Here is a 17,771-nt window from a genome sequence, read left to right on the forward strand (position 1 = left end):
ATTAAAATGATTACATAAATATCCGTTATACAGGATTAGGGGGAAACAAAAATGGATGCAGCTTTAAAATTAGACAAAGCTGGAGAGCAACAATCACCAAAAAAACATCCACCAGGGTTGTATTTGTTGTTCTTAACAGAAATGTGGGAAAGATTTAGTTACTATGGAATGCGCGGCCTTTTAGTTCTTTATTTAACAACTGCTGCTGTTAGTGGCGGGTTAGGATTTGATAAAGCAGTCGCAGTACAATTATACGGTACTTTTACAGCGGCAGTATATTTCATGCCAATTATAGGCGGATGGCTAACGGATCATTATATTACAAGACGTCATGCCATTACTCTCGGCGGAATTATTATGGCAATCGGAAACTTTGTACTATTCTCAATGAATACAAAAACAGGACTACTCCTTGGATTAATACTATTAGTTATTGGTAATGGATTCTTCAAACCAAATATTTCTACACTGTTAGGTGAATTGTATGGTGAAAATGATTCACGTCGTGACAGTGCATTTACTATCTTCTATATGGGTATTAACGTAGGTGCTTTCTTCGCTCCACTTATTTGTGGATTTTTAGCAGAAGATTTCTTTAAAACAAGCGCTAATGGCGTTATTGTTATGGGATATAAATACGGATTCTTAGCAGCTTGTATCGGTATGATTATTGGACAAATTGTTTTCAACTTATTAGCTCCTCGTTACCTTGGTAAAGCAGGAACAACAGTTGTCGGTAAAAAATCAAAAAATCAACCTGTAATCGAAAAGAAACCTTTAACAAAGCAAGAGAAAAATCGTACTTGGGCAATTGTCATTTTAACTTGTTTCGTAGTATTCTTCTGGGCAGGATTTGAACAAGCTGGTAGTTCTCTAACACTTTATACAGATAAATTTGTTGATCGTACAATTTTCGGTTGGGAAGTTCCAACCTCTTGGTTCCAATCAGTTAACCCAGCATTCATCGTACTACTTGCACCATTCGTATCTATGTTATGGTTAAAACTTTCTAAAACAAAACGCGGTGATTTAAAAGTGCCAACAAAAATGGCATTAGGTATGATTTTACTAGGTATAGGTTACCTTGCTTTAACATTAGCAGTTCTAAAGACTGGAAGTAGTGAAGCAGATATAACTGTAAAAGCGAACTTATTATTCATCGTTATCACTTATCTCTTCCATACAATTGGTGAGTTATTCTTATCACCAATCGGTCTATCAATGGTAAGTGCGATTGCTCCTGTAAAATTAGCATCATTACTAATGGGGGTATGGTTAGCTGGTACGGGTATGGCTAACTGGTTAGCAGGTAAACTTGCTTCATTTACACAATCATTAGGATACCTTGAAGTATTTGCAAGTATCGGTATTATCGTTATCGTCTTAGGATTTGTACTCCTTCTCTTCTCTAAAAAAGTTGCGAGTATGATGGAATAACACAAAAAAGACGCTTCTAAAATTAGAAGCGTCTTTTTTATTATTTCTCCTCTAAAGCCGTCACGTCCACATGAACGCTCTCATCAGGATTAGATACGTCATACACTTGAGCAACTCCGCTCTGCTCGTCACAGCTCTCAATCCATACTGGTACGCCTTCATATGTAACGTCAATTCTACTTGAAGAAGATAAGATTTGTTTCACACGTGTCACATCCATACTACTATCCCTCCTTTTTCTTACTACACTCCTTTCTATCTTTTCATATCCCTTCAAAATATATTCCATCAATTTAGCACTTCAACCGATAGTTTGTTTCTTGCTCACGCGCTAATATATACGCTCTCAAATCTTCCTATTATTAGATCCTTCCCAAATAAAAAAAGACGTATATTTCACACGTCTTTTTTCCATAATATTCAAAAATTAAGAAAATAATGTTTTTACTACTTCACTTACTTTATCGTTATGAATTTGATAATACACTTCTAACCCGCGTCTCTCAAAGCGTACTACTTTATTTTGCTTTAATTTCGTTAAATGCTGTGAAACAGTTGATTGTGGTATTTCTAATACCTCTTGTAATTGTGTTACATTACATGTTCCACGCTGCATTAGTTCCATTACTAAACGTAGACGAAGTGGATGAGCTAATGCTCTTAACATCTGTACGTCTTCTTCTGAAATACGACAGTCAAATTGATTTTGGTTCATAAAGTTCCCCTCATTTTCGTTTTTTATTTTCTTTATTATTTATTTATATATCTGTTCTTATATTTCCTGTTACGACATAACTTTATCAACCTATAATGCTGAAAAATTTTTCCTCCTTTTATCAGCACACAGTTCAGGAAAAAATCCCTCCTGATTTTGAATATTATACTATATGATACAATAAAAAAGCAAAACAAAAGGCTAGTGATACTTTGCTTACAAACGTTGTTTTATCAGCCTTTTTGTTATATTTTCACCTTACTGAAATGTACAGTAATGATATTGTAAAATACCGTCCATAATTGATAACCTATCGTAAAGTAATTTGACCATATTTAACCAATTTGTTACGATGGAAATGGAAATTTAAGTAAGGAGGATGTAGTATTAAAAAATGGTTTATTATTGTGTTACTTAGCATTGCGGTTGGCTGGACTATTATCAATCACTTCCTATTAGACAAAAAAGAAGATATAGCTTCAAAATCAAACATCCCCATTGGAACTGAAGTTGGCAATGTTGCCCTCGATTTCCTTCTGGAAACAACCACTGGTCAAGAAGTTCGTCTTACAGACTATAAAGGAAAAAAAGTAATATTGAACTTTTGGGCAAGCTGGTGTGGTCCATGCAAAATAGAAATGCCTGATATGGAAAAGTTTTATCACGATACTAAAGATATGGGGATTGAACTTGTTGCTGTAAATGCGACAGCTACTGAAAAAGACCCGAACAATGTTAAACAATTTCTTGAAGAAAACAAATATACCTTCCCCGTCCTATTAGATCAGAAAGGACAGGCAAGTGCTGCATATCAAATTATCAGTATTCCAACATCTTTTGTCATCGATTCAAACGGTGTTATTCAATATAAGCATGTAGGACCAATGACATATGAAAAAATGAAAGAATATGTCAATAATTTATAAAAGCGTATTCAAATCAATTTGATTACGCTTTTTGTCTACTTTATGAACAAAATGTTACTTTTAATACTATTATGGAATAATTATACTTTTTCACGTTGACAATAGTGTTGAAGGAGAATATACTAAGCATGTAAGTTGATTGTGAATAGTTTCACAAATAATGTGAATTTCTTCACATATAATAGATAGGAGTTGTCATTATTATGAGTACTTGGACACAAATTTATGACCCATTAAACAATATTTGGTTATCTGCACTAATCGCAGCACTCCCAATTTTTTGCTTCATTATTTGTTTAGTGGGATTCAAAATGAAAGGTTACATGGCTGGGCTTTATAGTGTGATCGTCGCTATTATTCTTGCTATATTTGTTTATAAAATGCCCGCAACTGTAGCTGTAGCATCTGCCGGATTCGGTGTTTTATCTGGATTTTATCCAATTTGTACTATCGTTATCGCAGCTATCTTCCTTTACAAATTAACTGTTAAAACAGAACAATTCAATGTCATTCGTGATAGCATTTCAAGTATTACAAATGATCAGCGTTTACAAGTATTATTAATCGCTTATTCTTTCGGTGCTTTCTTAGAAGGCGCAGCTGGTTTCGGTGTTCCAGTTGCTATTACAGCTGCATTACTTGTAGGTATGGGCTTTAATCCATTAAAAGCAGCAGGTATTTGCTTAGTAGCTAATATCGCTGGTGGTGCTATGGGTGCTATGGGTATTCCAGTTACAGTACCTGCACAATTAACTGGGCTAGATGCATTAACTGTCGGTCGTCAAGCTGTTTACATTTTGCCATTCATTAGCATTGTTTTACCGTTCTTACTTGTTTCAATGGTAGATGGATTTAAAGGCATTAAAGAAACTTGGCAAGGTATTCTTGTAAGTGGTGTTTCTTTCGCAATTACTCAGTTCCTTGTGACTTACTTCTTAGGCGCTGAACTTACTAATATTTTCGCAGCAGTCGTAAGTATGGTCGCTCTTACATTATTCTTACGTGTTTGGCAACCAAAATCTTCTGCTAAAGAAGAAAAACAAGAAGAAAAAGAATCTCATACATTCAATCAAATTTTATATGCTTGGTCCCCATTCGTATTCTTAACTGCATTTGTAACAATCTTTAATTTAAAACCAATTAAAGCTTTATTTGCTCCGGATGGTCCATTGGCAAACTTAGTATTTAACATTCAATTCCCTGGTCTTCATAATGCGGTTATGAAAACTGCACCAATTACAAAGGCTGATACACCTTTCGCAGCGATTTTCAAACTAGATGTATTCTCTTCTACAACTACTGCGATTGTATTAGCAATCATCGTTTCACTTATCGTCTACCGTGTAAACGGCAAAATGATTAAAGAATTAATGATCGAAACAATAAAAGAACTAAAAGTTCCAGTATATACAATTTGTAGCGTTATCGCTTTAGCTTACGTAGAAAACTACTCTGGTATGTCATCTACACTTGGACTTGCATTCTCTTCTACGGGAAATGCATTCCCAGTTCTTTCTCCAATCTTAGGATGGATTGGCGTATTCATTACAGGTTCAGTCGTATCAAGTGGTTCATTATTCGCACCACTTCAAGCAGTAACTGCCGATCAGTTAAACATCGTACCATCTACTCTCGTTTCATTAAACGTAGTTGGTGGTACAATCGCAAAAATGGTTTCACCACAATCTGTAGCAGTTGCTTGTGCAGCAGTTGGACTAGTTGGTCAAGAATCTGCTCTATTTAAAATAGTAATGAAATATAGTTTAATCTTCTTAGCTATTATTAGCTTACTTCAACTTAACTCTGTATTTAATATCTTTTAAAATAAAACACCGATCCCTATATAAGGGGGATCGGTGTTTTATTTTATACTTTTTTATTTTTTAATAAAGATGCACCAGCAATTTCAGGATGCGTCATTTCGTATGGGTCCAAAATAATATCAAGCTCTTCTGCTGTAAGTACACCATGTTCTAAGCATAGCTCCCTAACAGACTTTCCTGTCGCGATTGCTTCACGTGCAATGCGAGAAGCTGCTTCATAACCAATATGAGGATTCACTGCTGTAATAACTCCAACACTTTTTTCAACATATTGCTTAAGCAACTCTTCATTCGCTGTAATTCCTTTAATACAATATTCACGGAATACACGGAATCCATTGTTCATAATACTGATGGATTGAATTAAATTAAATACTAATACCGGCTCCATTACATTTAACTCTAATTGTCCAGCTTCTGACGCTAGGCAAATTGTATGGTCATTTCCAATTACTTGGAAAGCAACTTGGTTAATTACTTCTGCCATAACTGGATTTACTTTACCCGGCATAATAGATGAACCTGGTTGACGAGCTGGTAATTGAATTTCCGCCAACCCAACACGTGGACCAGACGCCATAATACGAAGGTCATTTGCAATTTTAGACATATTCATCATACATACTTTTAGTGCTGCAGATACTTCTGTATATGCATCTGTGTTTTGCGTCGCATCAACTAAGTGCTCTGCACCAACAAGAGGGAAACCACTAAAAGTTCGTAAATGCTTCACAACTTGTTCTATATAAGTAGGGTTTGCATTTAATCCCGTACCGACAGCTGTCGCACCCATATTAACTTCGTATAAATGTTGACGAGACTGTTTAATTCTTTTTATATCACGCTCTAGCACTCTGCTATATGCTTCAAATTCTTGCCCAAGGCGAATTGGAACTGCATCTTGCAAATGCGTACGCCCCATTTTAATAACGTGATCAAACTCTTTTGCTTTATCATGAAAAGCAGAGTGAAGTTCTTCCATTGTAACAAGAAGTTCTTCCAGCATCATAAGAGTTGCTATATGAATCCCAGTTGGAAACGCATCATTTGTTGATTGGGCCATGTTCACATGAGTGTTTGGGCTAATTTTCGCATATTCACCTTTTTCGTATCCCATACGTTCCAAGGCTCTATTTGCAATTACTTCATTAGTATTCATATTAATTGAAGTACCTGCTCCGCCTTGAATCGGGTCTACGATAAATTGATCATGGAACTTTCCATCAACAATCTCTTGTGCCGCTTCTGCAATTTCTTGTCCGATATCTTTAGCTAAATAACCTGTATCTATATTCGCAAGCGCTGCCGCTTTTTTTACAATTGCCATTGCCGTAATGAGTGACGGATGAATGCGGTATCCTGTAATAGGAAAGTTTTCTACGGCACGTAATGTTTGTACACCATAATAAGCTACACTCGGTACTTCCTTTTCACCTAAAAAATCTTTTTCTATACGTATATCCTTCGTTGCTATCATTTTTCATCACCTATACTTTTCATTCTAAATCCTTATCTAAAGAATTCGCCCTATAAAATACGAGTATCATTAAATGAATTCTTCAGTATCCACTTTCACTATATAGCACCTTTTTTGAAAGCGCAAACATTTATTTTTCTATATATACTTTTTATTAAAGTTTATATAATAGAAAATCCATTCATTCTTCTACTTTCTTTATTTCAACTCGCTTAATTTGATGCATATCCTTTTCAAGAACTTTAAAAGAAAAGCCGTGTTTTTCAATAATATCTCCTTCAGCAACGATTTGCTTTTGTACCATAATCCAGCCACCAATTGTATCTACATCATCAGCGATTAAGTGTATGCCAAATAAATCATTTACTTCACTAATAAGCACTTTTCCCTCTACGATTTTACACCCTTCACTTATATGCTCTATAGGCGGGTGTTCATCTTCATCGTATTCATCTCGGATTTCTCCAACAATTTCTTCTAAAATATCTTCTAGTGTAACGATCCCCGCTGTACCACCATATTCATCATATAATACAGCTAATGGAATTCGTTTTCTTTGCATTTGTAATAGCAAATCATGAATAGGGATATTTTCTAACACTTCAATAACTGGTCTTGTATATGGCGTAATCGAGCACCCCTCTTCTCGATTACCATCCATATAACGAATAAATAAATCCTTTACATTAACCATCCCAATAATTTCATCTTTATCTTCACCAAATACGGGATATCTCGTGTACTTTTCTTGTGCGATTATTTTAATATGTGTTTCAAATGGTTCGTCCTCATATAAACCTACAACTTCCGTACGAGGTACCATAATTTCCTTTGCGACTCTATTATCGAATTCAAAAATATTATTTACATATTTAAATTCCCTTTGATTAATCTCTCCACTCTCATAACTCTCAGATAAGATTAATCGTAATTCTTCCTCCGAATGAGCTACTTCATGTTCAGAAGCCGGATGTAATCCGAATAACCCTGTTACAAGCCTTGCAGAACCATTTAAAGCCCAAATAAACGGATACATTACTCGGTAAAAGTAAATAATTGGCTTCGATAATAATAAGCTAACTTGCTCTGCCCTTTGTATAGCGAGCGTCTTCGGAGCAAGTTCACCAATGACAACATGTAAAAACGTAATAACTGCAAAGGCAATAATAAATGAAACTGTACTTGCAATTGCAGGAGATAAGTGTAGTTTTAAAAACAACGGCTCGAGTATATGTTTTATAGTGGGCTCTCCTAACCACCCAAGCCCTAAAGCAGTAATTGTAATACCTAACTGACATGCTGATAAATACTCATCTAAATTCGAAGTTACTTTTTTAGCTGCCAATGCTCCTCGTCGTTTTTCACTAACGAGTTGATCAATACGACTGCTACGCACCTTAATAATTGCAAACTCAACAGCCACAAAAAATGCTGTTAACGCAATAAGGATGGCTACCATCAGTAATTTTAAAATATCCACATATGTCCTTTAGCTTTCTTAGCTAAAGTTACACCTCCTTTAAAAAAGAAGTTTCACTTTAGTTTCTTCATTTATTTGAAAGCAACCCTATATAAAATTCACCAATTTCAAGCCTCATACAATTCTAAAGGCAAGCCATCAGGATCTTGGAAAAAGACAAATTTTTTATCCGTAATTTCATCCATACGTATCGCTTCAGTCTCCACACCGCATTGTTTTAAATGGTTTACAGCTTCTTCTATATTTGTAACAGCAAATGCTAAATGTCTAAGTCCAGCTGCTTCTGGAAAACTTGGGCGCTCAGGTGGACTAGGAAATGAAAATAATTCAATTTGATACTCTTCCCCTACACATAAATCTAACTTATAAGAATCTCGTTCTTTTCTATATACTTCATTTATCGCTTTAAAACCTAATATCCGAGTATAAAAATCCTTTGACAGTTCATAATTCGAACAAATAATTGCAACGTGGTGCACTCTACATATATTCATGCTCTCTCTATTCCTTTCTTTACCAAAGATGCATATTCTCCCTTGAAATGAAAAACATATATAGCAGAATATCTCTTTTAGGGGGCTTACTATGAAATTTATTACTTTTTTCGTGGGACTTATCGTTGTTTTCTTCCTTGCTTATATTGCTAGCAACAATAAGAAACATATTAAATTTAAACCAATTTTTATCATGCTTATTATACAATTAATTTTAACCTATTTATTATTAAATACAGAAATTGGTCTCATACTTATTACGGTAATTTCTAGCCTGTTTACGAGGCTACTTGAGTATGCTGCCAGTGGTATAAACTTTGTATTTGGCGGTCTTGCAAATAAAGGGGAAATGCCATTTTTCCTTAACGTATTATTACCGATTGTCTTTATCTCCGTCTTAATTGGTATATTACAACATTTCAAAATACTACCATTCTTTATTCGTTGGATTGGTTTCTTTCTTAGTAAAATAAATGGTCTTGGGAAATTAGAATCTTACAACGCCATCGCTTCCGCTATTGTCGGCCAATCAGAAGTTTTTATTACGGTTAAAAAACAATTAGCCCAAATTCCAAAACATCGACTATATACACTTTGCGCCTCTGCTATGTCAACAGTATCTATGTCCATTGTCGGTGCCTATATGACAATGATTGAACCAAAATATGTAGTAACCGCACTCGTTCTCAATTTATTTAGTGGTTTTATTATCGTACTCATTATTAACCCTTACGACGTTAACGATGATGAAGACATTTTGGTAATAAAAGGGGAAAAACAAAGTTTCTTTGAAATGCTTGGAGAATACATTCTTGATGGTTTTCGTGTAGCAATTGTCGTCGGTGCTATGCTCATTGGATTCGTCGCATTAATGAGTTGCATTAATGACCTATTCCTCATTATATTCGGCATTACTTTCCAACAATTAATAGGCTATGTATTCGCCCCTATTGCATTTCTTATCGGCGTACCAAGTTCTGAAATTGTCACAGCGGGTAGCATTATGGCAACAAAGCTTGTAACAAATGAATTTGTAGCAATGATGGATCTTAGTAAAATTTCCAGCACTCTCTCTATCCGTACAGTTGGTATTATTTCTGTCTTCCTCGTTTCTTTTGCCAACTTTTCTTCCATTGGAATTATTTCCGGTGCGGTAAAAGGGTTAAACGAAGAACAAGGAAATGTTGTTGCCCGCTTCGGCCTAAAATTACTATACGGCGCTACTCTTGTTAGTATTTTATCTGCGATTATTGTAAGTATTATGCTTTAATTAGGTAAAATTTTATCATTTTCTTATCCCTGTCTTTTGTATACAATAACGAATAGATGTCTTATAAAGTGAAACTTTAATCAGAGGGGGCTATCCCCCACTGATTATTAGCCCTCACCAATCGGGCATTTACGGGCAGTTATCTCCCACCTAACTTCCTTGCATTCGCTGGACTTTGAGGTGGGAGTTTTACTGCCCGTTAATGCGGGATAAATAATCAATACATCTATTTTTTATACATGTACAATACCTTTTATTTAGCGTAAAATATTTTTTATGTGTTTTAATACGCTTCTAGATGTATACACTTTGATTGTTTTAAAGGAGAAAAAATGATGAAATCCGACATTAACAACGAAACTCGAGCCAAAAAAGGACGCTCAAAGAAAAAGCGCCTACTTTGGTTCATTCTTATTCCATTACTTATTGTAGCAATGGGAGCAGGAGGCTATTCCTTCCATATATACAGTAAAGCAAAATCCGTCTTAAGCAACGCTTATTCTGAACTCGGCCGAGGAGATAAATCCAGCAAACGTGAAAAAGCTGTTAAACCTATGACTGATAATATTTCTGTCCTGATCATGGGTGTTGATGAAAGTGATATCAGGGAAAAAGGTTACGGAAAAGCGACTCGTACAGATGCATTACTACTTGCAACAATTAATAAAAATGATAAATCTGTTAAACTAGTCAGCATTCCACGTGATTCACGCGTCTTCATTAAATCACGTGATAAATATGATAAAATTACACATGCACATGTATTTGGTGGTGTAGACAGCACAATTGATACAGTAGAAAAATTTTTAGATGTACCAGTTGATTACTATGTAAAATTTAATTTCAAATCCTTTATCAAGATTGTTGATTCTCTAGGTGGTATAACTGTCGACGTTCCAGTTGAGTTCACAGAACAAAATAGTAGCGACGAAGCAGATGCAATTCACCTAAAAAAAGGGCGTCAACATTTAAATGGAGAAGAAGCACTTGCACTAGCTAGAACTCGCCATATTGACAGTGATTATATGCGCGGTCAACGACAACAACTTGTTTTAGAAGCTATTGCTGAAAAAGCCCTATCTCTCAATTCCATTAATAAAATCGGAAGCCTATTAGATGCTGTCGATACAGACTTAAAAACAAATTTAACTTTTGATGATATGATGACTATTGCAAAAAATTCAATGGATTCAAATTTAAAAATGGATAAATTGCAAGTGGAAGGTACTGATAAATATATAGGTGGTATTTATTATTACGTTCCAAACGAAAAGAGTGTTAATGATATATCGACAACACTTCAAGAACATCTCGGTGTTACGAATAAAAATGAGCATAAAAAATTATAATAAAAAGGCTGCTAGATTTTTCTAAGCAGCCTTTTTATTATAATTTTCAACATATTTCTCATGCATATTGTGACAAAAAGAGACAATTATTACAGCAGTGTAACATTTTTTATGAAAACATTACACACGTAGTGAAAATAATAGTATACTAGGACGTACATAATGTTATTTTCATCATTTTTATACAAAAAATGTAATACATATATTTATACAAATTTTTCTGGGGGGAAATAAATGAAGCTAAGCAAAATACTGATCGGTTCCGCTATTGCTGGTGGCATATTACTTTGTGTTGGTGGTATTGGTGGATATCAATATGTATCCAAATTAAATAATCAACTAAATACAACTGCACTACCAAACACTACATTTGAAGGTATTTCTCTTGATGGAAAAAATAAAGCAGATATTCAAGCCCTTGTTAATCAAAAGATGAATGAATTAAATCAAAAATCTCTTAACTACGTATTCCAAAATGATAAGCAAAATTACACATGGAAAAATTTAGGAGTAGATTATAAAGAGAAGGATATTGTCGACAATATCTTTAAAGAACAAGAAGGGAACGTAATGAATCGTTACAACATGCGTAAGCAAGCTGAAAACGGTGAAGTAAAACGTGACTATAAATTAACACCACAATTAAATACAACAACTTATGAAACCTTTATAAAGGATAAATATAATGAAACATTAAAGAATCCTGTCAACGCCGAATTAAGTGTTGAAGGCTCTACAGTAAATATTAGCCAAAGTCAAAATGGAGAAAAAATTGATAAAGGAAAATTAACCGATTTAACAAGCGCAGCTATTACTTCTGGCACACCCGATGTTGTATTACCAGTTACACTAATAAAACCTGAACGTTCTACAGAAGATATACAACAAATGGGGATTAAAGAAGTGATTGCTGAATACTCTACCCCAATGGCTGGCCGTAATGGAAATCAATCCTATAACGTAAATAAGTCAGCTAATACGTTAAGTGGAGTTATTGTAGCACCTGATGAAACGTTTAGTTTTAATGGCCGTGTTGGCGTAACTGATGCTGCACATGGTTATAAATCCGCAGCAGTATATTCACAAGGTAAAGTTATACAAAGTGCAGGCGGAGGCGTTTGCCAAGTAAGTAGTACTTTATACAGCGCAGCTTTAAGGGCAGATTTAGGAATTGTTTCTCGAAGCAATCATTCTATGCCCGTAAATTATTTACCACTTGGGCAGGATGCAGCAGTGGCAGATTATGGTCCGGATTTAAAATTTAAAAACAATACAGGTAAGCATATTTACATTCAAGCATTTTCAAATGGCGGTAGTATTACTACACGTATTTTCGGTACAAATACTGGTAAAAATGTTGAAGTTTCTTCTCAAGTAATTAGTAATACTGGTGATAAAATAACAGCGGTTACGTATAAAAAAGTAACACAAAACGGTGAAGTACTCTCAAATGGACAAATTTCAAAAAGCGTATATAAAAGTGCCCCAAAACAATGAGATAATATCAAACGGACAAATTTCAAAAAGCGTATACAAAAAGGCGTGATCTACTCACGCCTTTTTCTTTTGCAATAATAGTAAAAAAATCCCCAGATGATCTTTCGTTTCTTCTAAAGACCACACACGATTGCCTTGCTTCGCAGCTAATACGCACGCTTCTTCCCACGCGTTCTTTTTCTTCATATTTACTAATTCATCGCGTAATTTCAAAACAATCTCTTCGTCCTCTTGCTCTATAAACTCTTCCATCACGCTTACTATTTCATCCTCATGAATACTTAACGTACAGTACGATTTAAGAAAGTATTGTAATGTTGGATACATATATACTCCCCCCTTTATTTATCTGATGGATAAGAAGTAATAATCTTAAATCCTAGATTTCCTGATTTATCTCTCGCTAAAACAGTAACAGTCTTTACTAGTTTGTCTTTTACATTCATATTTTTCTTTATTACTGTTTTTCCAACTGGGAATGAATGAGTTGTATTCAATACAAGACGAGCCTCTTTAGAGTTTTTCAACCAATCCTGAATTTCTTTATCATGTTGTTTTAAACTATCTTTCACAGCCTTTGTCGCTGTTTCCTTATCATAGTATGTACTTGCCGCTGAAACTTTATCTGTCTTCAAACGATTCTTCAAATCCTCTTCTGATTTGCCTACATGCCTTTCAATCGTATGACCATTTTTAGGTGGCCCTTCCATTTCATCTAAAATATTATCACTAATTTTTTCTACTGATGTAGAATGATCCTCTTTTGGTTTTTCTGTTTTTTGTTCTTTTCCTGCACATCCACTTAAAATCAGCATTAGTGCCAATAAACTACTCAAGAAAAGACTACTTAATCGTTTCATCGTATCACCTCTTCCATGATTATTATCGTAACTCCACTAAAAGTCAATTTCACAAAGAAAAAATGTATACAGTTTTGAAATCCTCATTCATTTTGCTATATTTTCCACCCCCCTTTCATCAAATCACTATTTTTCGCCCTTTTTAAAATATACCCCCATGTTTTTATAATTATTTCCCAGATGAAAACACCAATCGAAATACTCCACAAACCCTTTAAATACAGGATTTATGGAGTGTTTTTTAAACAAACTAAATATACCCCTACTTTCATATACCCAATACCTATATAAGGTATACAAATCCCTTTCTATCAACAGTTTCCTACATTATGTAAATTTGCACTTGCCTACACAATAGAAATATGGTGTAATGCAAAAAAAGATAAAGGATTTTAAACAATGGCTGAAACAATTCAAAACTTCTTAACAGACTATTATTCAATCGCAATTCCACTTAGTATATTAATTAACATCATCATCAGTCTTTTAGGTTTTATCCCTAGTATTTTTTTGACCGCTATTAATATACAACTCTTCGGTGTAACAAACGGAACCATTATTTCGATTGCAGGTGAGGCATTAGGGGCTATTATCTCGTTTTATATTTATCGTATAGGCCTTCAGAAATTCACTCACAACAAAGTAAATAAGTATCCAATGGTAGAACGCCTACTTTATGTAGAAGGTAGAGAGGCCTTTCTACTCGTTCTATCGTTTCGATTCATACCTTTCATCCCATCAAGTATCGTTACTTTATTTGCAGCTCTAGGCAAAATGTCATTACTCTCTTTCAGTATTGCCAGCACAATAGGGAAAATACCGGCTTTATTGATTGAAGTATATTCTGCATATCATGTCATTAACGGAACAAATGAAGCGAAATGGATTATTACAATCGCAGGTTGTGTTGGATTATTTTATTTGTGGAAAAAATGGAGAAAAAAATAAAGAAGGAGCCTATGCTCCTTCTTTATTTTTGAGGTATTTTATTAATAACTATCCCTTAAAGCCTTAGTTTACACCAACAGCACTAAATGATTGCTTAACTGCTGCTACTTCTGCAGAGCTAGCACCATATAAATCAGCTGCAGCTTGTACTGCACCAGCACGTGCTTGACTAAATGTAGTAGATTGCGTGAAATACTGTGTATTTGCACGGTAGTAAATCGCACCTAATTTATCTTTACCGATACCAGTTACAGTTACACCAGAATGCGTACCACCATTTGCTAATAAATAAGCTTGTTTGTTAATAATACCACTGTTTGTATGAACGCCACCGTTATCACTTGAACCAGTGTAACGCTTAGAATAATGGTCTGGGTCACCATATTTCGCTGGATCACTCATAGAACGAAGTGCATCTCCCGCCTTACCAGGTGTATAAATATCTTCACCAATCTCCCAATCTGGGTTACGGTTATCATAGAATTCTACTAAAGTACCAAAAATATCAGAAATTGCTTCATTTAACGCTCCTGATTCATTTTGATAAATTAAATCCGAGCTATTTTCCGTAACAGCATGTGTTAATTCATGGCCAATTACATCAATGCCACCAGATAATGAAGTGAATGTTACACCATCACCATCTCCGTATACCATTTGTGAGCCGTTCCAGAATGCATTATTATACTTACTTCCGTAATGAACTGTTGATTTTAATGGTGCTCCTGCATCATTAATAGAGTTTCTGTTAAATGTAGCTTTATAGTAATCATATGTTTTACCTGCATAGTAATGAGCATCTACTGCCGCTGCATCATACGCTGCATTGAAAACATTATCTGCATCTGCCCATAATGTTCCTGGTAATGTTGAGCGATTTTTCGCATCATATGTGAAAATTGTTGCTCCGCGCGTATTATCTTGTAAATAGTAAGATGATCCAGATAACGTTGTATTAAGCGATTTCGTATCTCCTAATACACCTTTACCAGTTCCAACTTTATTCGTCCCTGTTACAGGCTTTACAACCGCTTTCGCTTCCTGTTTAGGAGCATCTTGCTTAACTGGTGACTTATCATCATTCGTTACATGATCAAGTTTATTATATTTATTTAACACTTTACCGCTTTCCGCTTCAATGAAATAGTAATAGTTTCCTGGATTTGGCTCTAAGAAGTTTAAATTCACAACGTATGCATATGTCGTTTCTTCACCATTTTGATATACATATAAATCCGCTTTTGGATCCACTTCGTATTTAGGTGTTACTCCTAAATCTTGTTGCGCAATTTCAATTGCTTTTGCGCCTTCAATCTTATTTTTGTTTTTTAACTTTTCCTTCTTGTCTAAATCAGGAGCAACTGTTCCAGACAATACTTTTAAAGAACCATCTTTACTTACGTGAGCTACTTGAGTAGACCCCCATACAGGTACTCCCTCGTAAACTTGTTGCATACGTACTACTGTTGAATCAGTTACAGCATCTTTTTTCACTTGTTTCACTTTGAAAGAATCTTGTGCACTCTTTTCCCCTAGCTTATAATCACCTTTTGCTGCGTTTAAGTAATCAAACACCACAGATTCCGCTTTCTTACCAGTCGCTCCAGTTAGATCACCAGAAATAAACTCAGGTGACTGTACCGTCTCATTGTACTTCTTCGTAGAGAGTACATTTTTAGAATCCGCAAATGCAGAGCCTGTCCCTCCGAACGTAGTAACTGCCATTCCTGCCGCTAACACTAACGCTAAACTCTTCTTTTTCATCTAACATTCCCCCTAATAAAAAATTTTTGAAAAAGAGTAGTTTCATATTATCATTATGTTTCCACTATTAATATACTAAAAATTCAAATAATTGTTTTCTCAAGTTTTGTAGAATTTTCGGGAGCAAATATTGAGAAACCCCTTTCCGTTTGGAAAGGGGTTTTTTGGTTATGAATTAATTTGTTGAACCGTTTTAGCTTGTTGACCAACGATATCAGGTTTACTACTATACTGATGTATTCCTCCAACAACTGTAAGAGTTACTATAAACGCCAATACTCCAAATACCATCTTTTTCATTTTCACTCCTCCTTATTATCATTCATCAAATCAATAACTAACCTATAATATCGATTACTTTCCTCAAATCTCGATAAACTAGCGAAATGTTCTGCGAGTTCAACGTATACTTTCTTTAATTCTATTTTATTTCCCGCAGATTTATACAAAGGAATAGCCTCATTTTCCAAAAATACTTTATAATCTTTTGCTTCTTCAAAATGTTTATATCTAAGAATTAAAAGCAAATATAACTTTGCATTAAATCTCTCTTCTTGTTTTGCTGCAACAATTCCCTTATCAATCCATTCCTTTGCCTCTTCTAATTCTTCTAATTTAATGCATACTAATGCCAGTTCATATATTGTATCTAGATAGTTTAAATCTACTTGTTTTTGAAGTTGCAGACTATCCAAATAATATTTCTTCGCCTGCTGATATTTGCTTTTTTTATAATATATACTTCCCATATTGCTTAAAGTAATAGCTAAAAGTACATCCTTATCCGCAAAAGATGTGGCCTCCCTCAATATACTCTCATACATTCTTAAGGCCTCTTCATACTGACCTTTTTCTGTGTAACTTACTGCAATAAGTATCTGGCAATTAATTATATTTCTAAACTTATATTCACTACGAAATCCTTCTAATGCTATATTCACAAAATGAATTGCAAGGTGATGAATATCTAAATGAGTATATGCAAGCGCTATATTATAGTACATACCCGTTTCATGATACCCTTGTTCCTTGGCCATTACTTCTGTTTTTAATAAGTGGTCTAGTCCATCCTTCCATCTATACTGCAAACAGCACAATAACCCTCTACTGTACGTATATAATAACTTCTGAAATGGAGAATACTTTTTGTAGACTTTCTTTAATCTCTCTAATTCTTCTTCAATTGCAGATATATCCCTTTTCATAATTAAATAACGTGTATACAGCAGTTTATAATAATTTATAATTTCAAAATCCAACACATGCTTCATTTCACCTTGCAACTCTTCGTATATGCGCTCTACTTGTTGCTTGTCCAAATGAACTAATGCATTCAACCACTCGTCCAACTTCACTTTCACATCTTCTTCTACATCTCTCAAATCCGTCACAGCAATTTCTAGTCTTGTGCAGAGCAATTGTAGAATTTCTTCTGATGCTTCAATCTTTCCATTTTCGATCTTACTTAAGTATGAGACAGAACAAATGCCCTGACATAATTCTTCTTGTGTCATTTTTTGCTGTAGCCGTTTATAAAAAACTTGCTTGCCTATTTTTTCTAATGTTTGTTGCATTGTCCTCCTCCATTCTCATTACCCCCACTACTCTAATAATACATAAAATCTAGAGAAATATAAATTGATAAATGTAAATTTTCTAAAAAATATGCATTATTTCATTTTTTTCTCTCTTGACTTCAATCCCCTATTACTTCTTTGCTACGAAAGGGGA

Annotated in this window: 17 protein-coding genes; 7 read left to right on the forward strand and 10 right to left on the reverse strand. The window is 34.6% G+C overall.

What is annotated here, in order from left to right:
• Window positions 1-51 precede the first annotated feature (51 nt).
• Entirely contained in the window at window positions 52-1,437 is a 1,386-nt protein-coding gene (locus AC1DS7_RS15715; protein ID WP_016093355.1) for a peptide MFS transporter, read from the forward strand.
• 40 nt (window positions 1,438-1,477) lie between these two features.
• Here AC1DS7_RS15715 and AC1DS7_RS15720 read toward each other — a convergent pair whose 3' ends face one another.
• Window positions 1,478-1,657 (reverse strand): acid-soluble spore protein H, encoded by a 180-nt coding sequence (locus AC1DS7_RS15720; RefSeq protein WP_002091002.1) that lies wholly within the window; start codon window positions 1,655-1,657, stop codon window positions 1,478-1,480.
• A gap of 207 nt (window positions 1,658-1,864) precedes the next feature.
• Entirely contained in the window at window positions 1,865-2,152 is a 288-nt protein-coding gene (locus AC1DS7_RS15725) for an ArsR/SmtB family transcription factor (RefSeq protein WP_001075217.1), read from the reverse strand.
• Window positions 2,153-2,688: 536 nt separating this feature from the next.
• Between AC1DS7_RS15725 and AC1DS7_RS15730 the strand changes: the two genes are divergently transcribed.
• Together AC1DS7_RS15730 and AC1DS7_RS15735 are read left to right on the forward strand one after the other, a co-directional pair.
• On the forward strand, window positions 2,689-3,078 hold the full coding sequence (locus AC1DS7_RS15730; protein ID WP_229193886.1) for a TlpA disulfide reductase family protein: 390 nt from the start codon (window positions 2,689-2,691) through the stop codon (window positions 3,076-3,078).
• Between the two features lie 203 nt (window positions 3,079-3,281).
• Window positions 3,282-4,901: a lactate permease LctP family transporter gene (locus AC1DS7_RS15735; RefSeq protein ID WP_002029741.1), complete on the forward strand. Its 1,620-nt coding sequence runs from the start codon at window positions 3,282-3,284 to the stop codon at window positions 4,899-4,901.
• A gap of 43 nt (window positions 4,902-4,944) precedes the next feature.
• Here the strand turns inward: AC1DS7_RS15735 and aspA are convergent, their stop codons facing one another.
• The 3 genes from aspA to gloA2 form a co-directional block, all read right to left on the reverse strand.
• Complete coding sequence (aspA, locus tag AC1DS7_RS15740) at window positions 4,945-6,378, reverse strand: aspartate ammonia-lyase (RefSeq protein WP_002091005.1); 1,434 nt, start codon at window positions 6,376-6,378, stop codon at window positions 4,945-4,947.
• Window positions 6,379-6,559: 181 nt separating this feature from the next.
• Window positions 6,560-7,858: a hemolysin family protein gene (locus AC1DS7_RS15745; protein WP_002140341.1), complete on the reverse strand. Its 1,299-nt coding sequence runs from the start codon at window positions 7,856-7,858 to the stop codon at window positions 6,560-6,562.
• Window positions 7,859-7,965: 107 nt separating this feature from the next.
• The gene (gene gloA2, locus AC1DS7_RS15750; protein WP_001017670.1) at window positions 7,966-8,352 is read right to left on the reverse strand and encodes an SMU1112c/YaeR family gloxylase I-like metalloprotein; all 387 of its coding nucleotides are present in this window, start codon (window positions 8,350-8,352) and stop codon (window positions 7,966-7,968) included.
• 91 nt (window positions 8,353-8,443) lie between these two features.
• Here gloA2 and AC1DS7_RS15755 point away from each other — a divergent pair, with 91 nt between their 5' ends.
• The 3 genes from AC1DS7_RS15755 (at window position 8,444) to AC1DS7_RS15765 (ending at window position 12,468) form a co-directional block, all read left to right on the forward strand.
• The gene (locus AC1DS7_RS15755; protein ID WP_000668860.1) at window positions 8,444-9,622 is read left to right on the forward strand and encodes a NupC/NupG family nucleoside CNT transporter; all 1,179 of its coding nucleotides are present in this window, start codon (window positions 8,444-8,446) and stop codon (window positions 9,620-9,622) included.
• A gap of 332 nt (window positions 9,623-9,954) precedes the next feature.
• Window positions 9,955-10,971 carry an LCP family glycopolymer transferase gene (locus AC1DS7_RS15760; protein ID WP_002029713.1) on the forward strand — a complete coding sequence of 339 codons (1,017 nt, stop codon included), beginning with the start codon at window positions 9,955-9,957 and terminating at the stop codon, window positions 10,969-10,971.
• Window positions 10,972-11,205: 234 nt separating this feature from the next.
• Window positions 11,206-12,468: a VanW family protein gene (locus AC1DS7_RS15765; RefSeq protein ID WP_016101843.1), complete on the forward strand. Its 1,263-nt coding sequence runs from the start codon at window positions 11,206-11,208 to the stop codon at window positions 12,466-12,468.
• A gap of 54 nt (window positions 12,469-12,522) precedes the next feature.
• On the opposite strand, the gene AC1DS7_RS15770 is transcribed toward AC1DS7_RS15765, so the two are convergent.
• Entirely contained in the window at window positions 12,523-12,795 is a 273-nt protein-coding gene (locus tag AC1DS7_RS15770) for a hypothetical protein (protein WP_016101844.1), read from the reverse strand.
• Window positions 12,796-12,809: 14 nt separating this feature from the next.
• Window positions 12,810-13,328, reverse strand: a complete 519-nt coding sequence (locus AC1DS7_RS15775) for an RNase A-like domain-containing lipoprotein (protein ID WP_002125157.1) — start codon at window positions 13,326-13,328, stop codon at window positions 12,810-12,812.
• A gap of 399 nt (window positions 13,329-13,727) precedes the next feature.
• Between AC1DS7_RS15775 and AC1DS7_RS15780 the strand changes: the two genes are divergently transcribed.
• Window positions 13,728-14,276, forward strand: a complete 549-nt coding sequence (locus AC1DS7_RS15780) for a TVP38/TMEM64 family protein (protein ID WP_016101845.1) — start codon at window positions 13,728-13,730, stop codon at window positions 14,274-14,276.
• Between the two features lie 63 nt (window positions 14,277-14,339).
• Here AC1DS7_RS15780 and AC1DS7_RS15785 read toward each other — a convergent pair whose 3' ends face one another.
• From AC1DS7_RS15785 to AC1DS7_RS15795, 3 genes are all read right to left on the reverse strand, one after another.
• The gene (locus AC1DS7_RS15785; RefSeq protein WP_002188261.1) at window positions 14,340-16,040 is read right to left on the reverse strand and encodes a M4 family metallopeptidase; all 1,701 of its coding nucleotides are present in this window, start codon (window positions 16,038-16,040) and stop codon (window positions 14,340-14,342) included.
• A gap of 168 nt (window positions 16,041-16,208) precedes the next feature.
• A complete protein-coding gene (nprX, locus tag AC1DS7_RS15790) occupies window positions 16,209-16,340 on the reverse strand; it encodes a quorum-signaling peptide NprX (RefSeq protein ID WP_016101847.1) in 132 nt (43 codons plus the stop codon).
• A 2-nt stretch (window positions 16,341-16,342) separates the two neighbouring features.
• A complete protein-coding gene (locus tag AC1DS7_RS15795; RefSeq protein WP_016101848.1) occupies window positions 16,343-17,614 on the reverse strand; it encodes a tetratricopeptide repeat protein in 1,272 nt (423 codons plus the stop codon).
• Between the last annotated feature and the right edge of the window lie 157 nt (window positions 17,615-17,771).

The organism is Bacillus sp. P4_E1, from assembly GCF_056401715.1.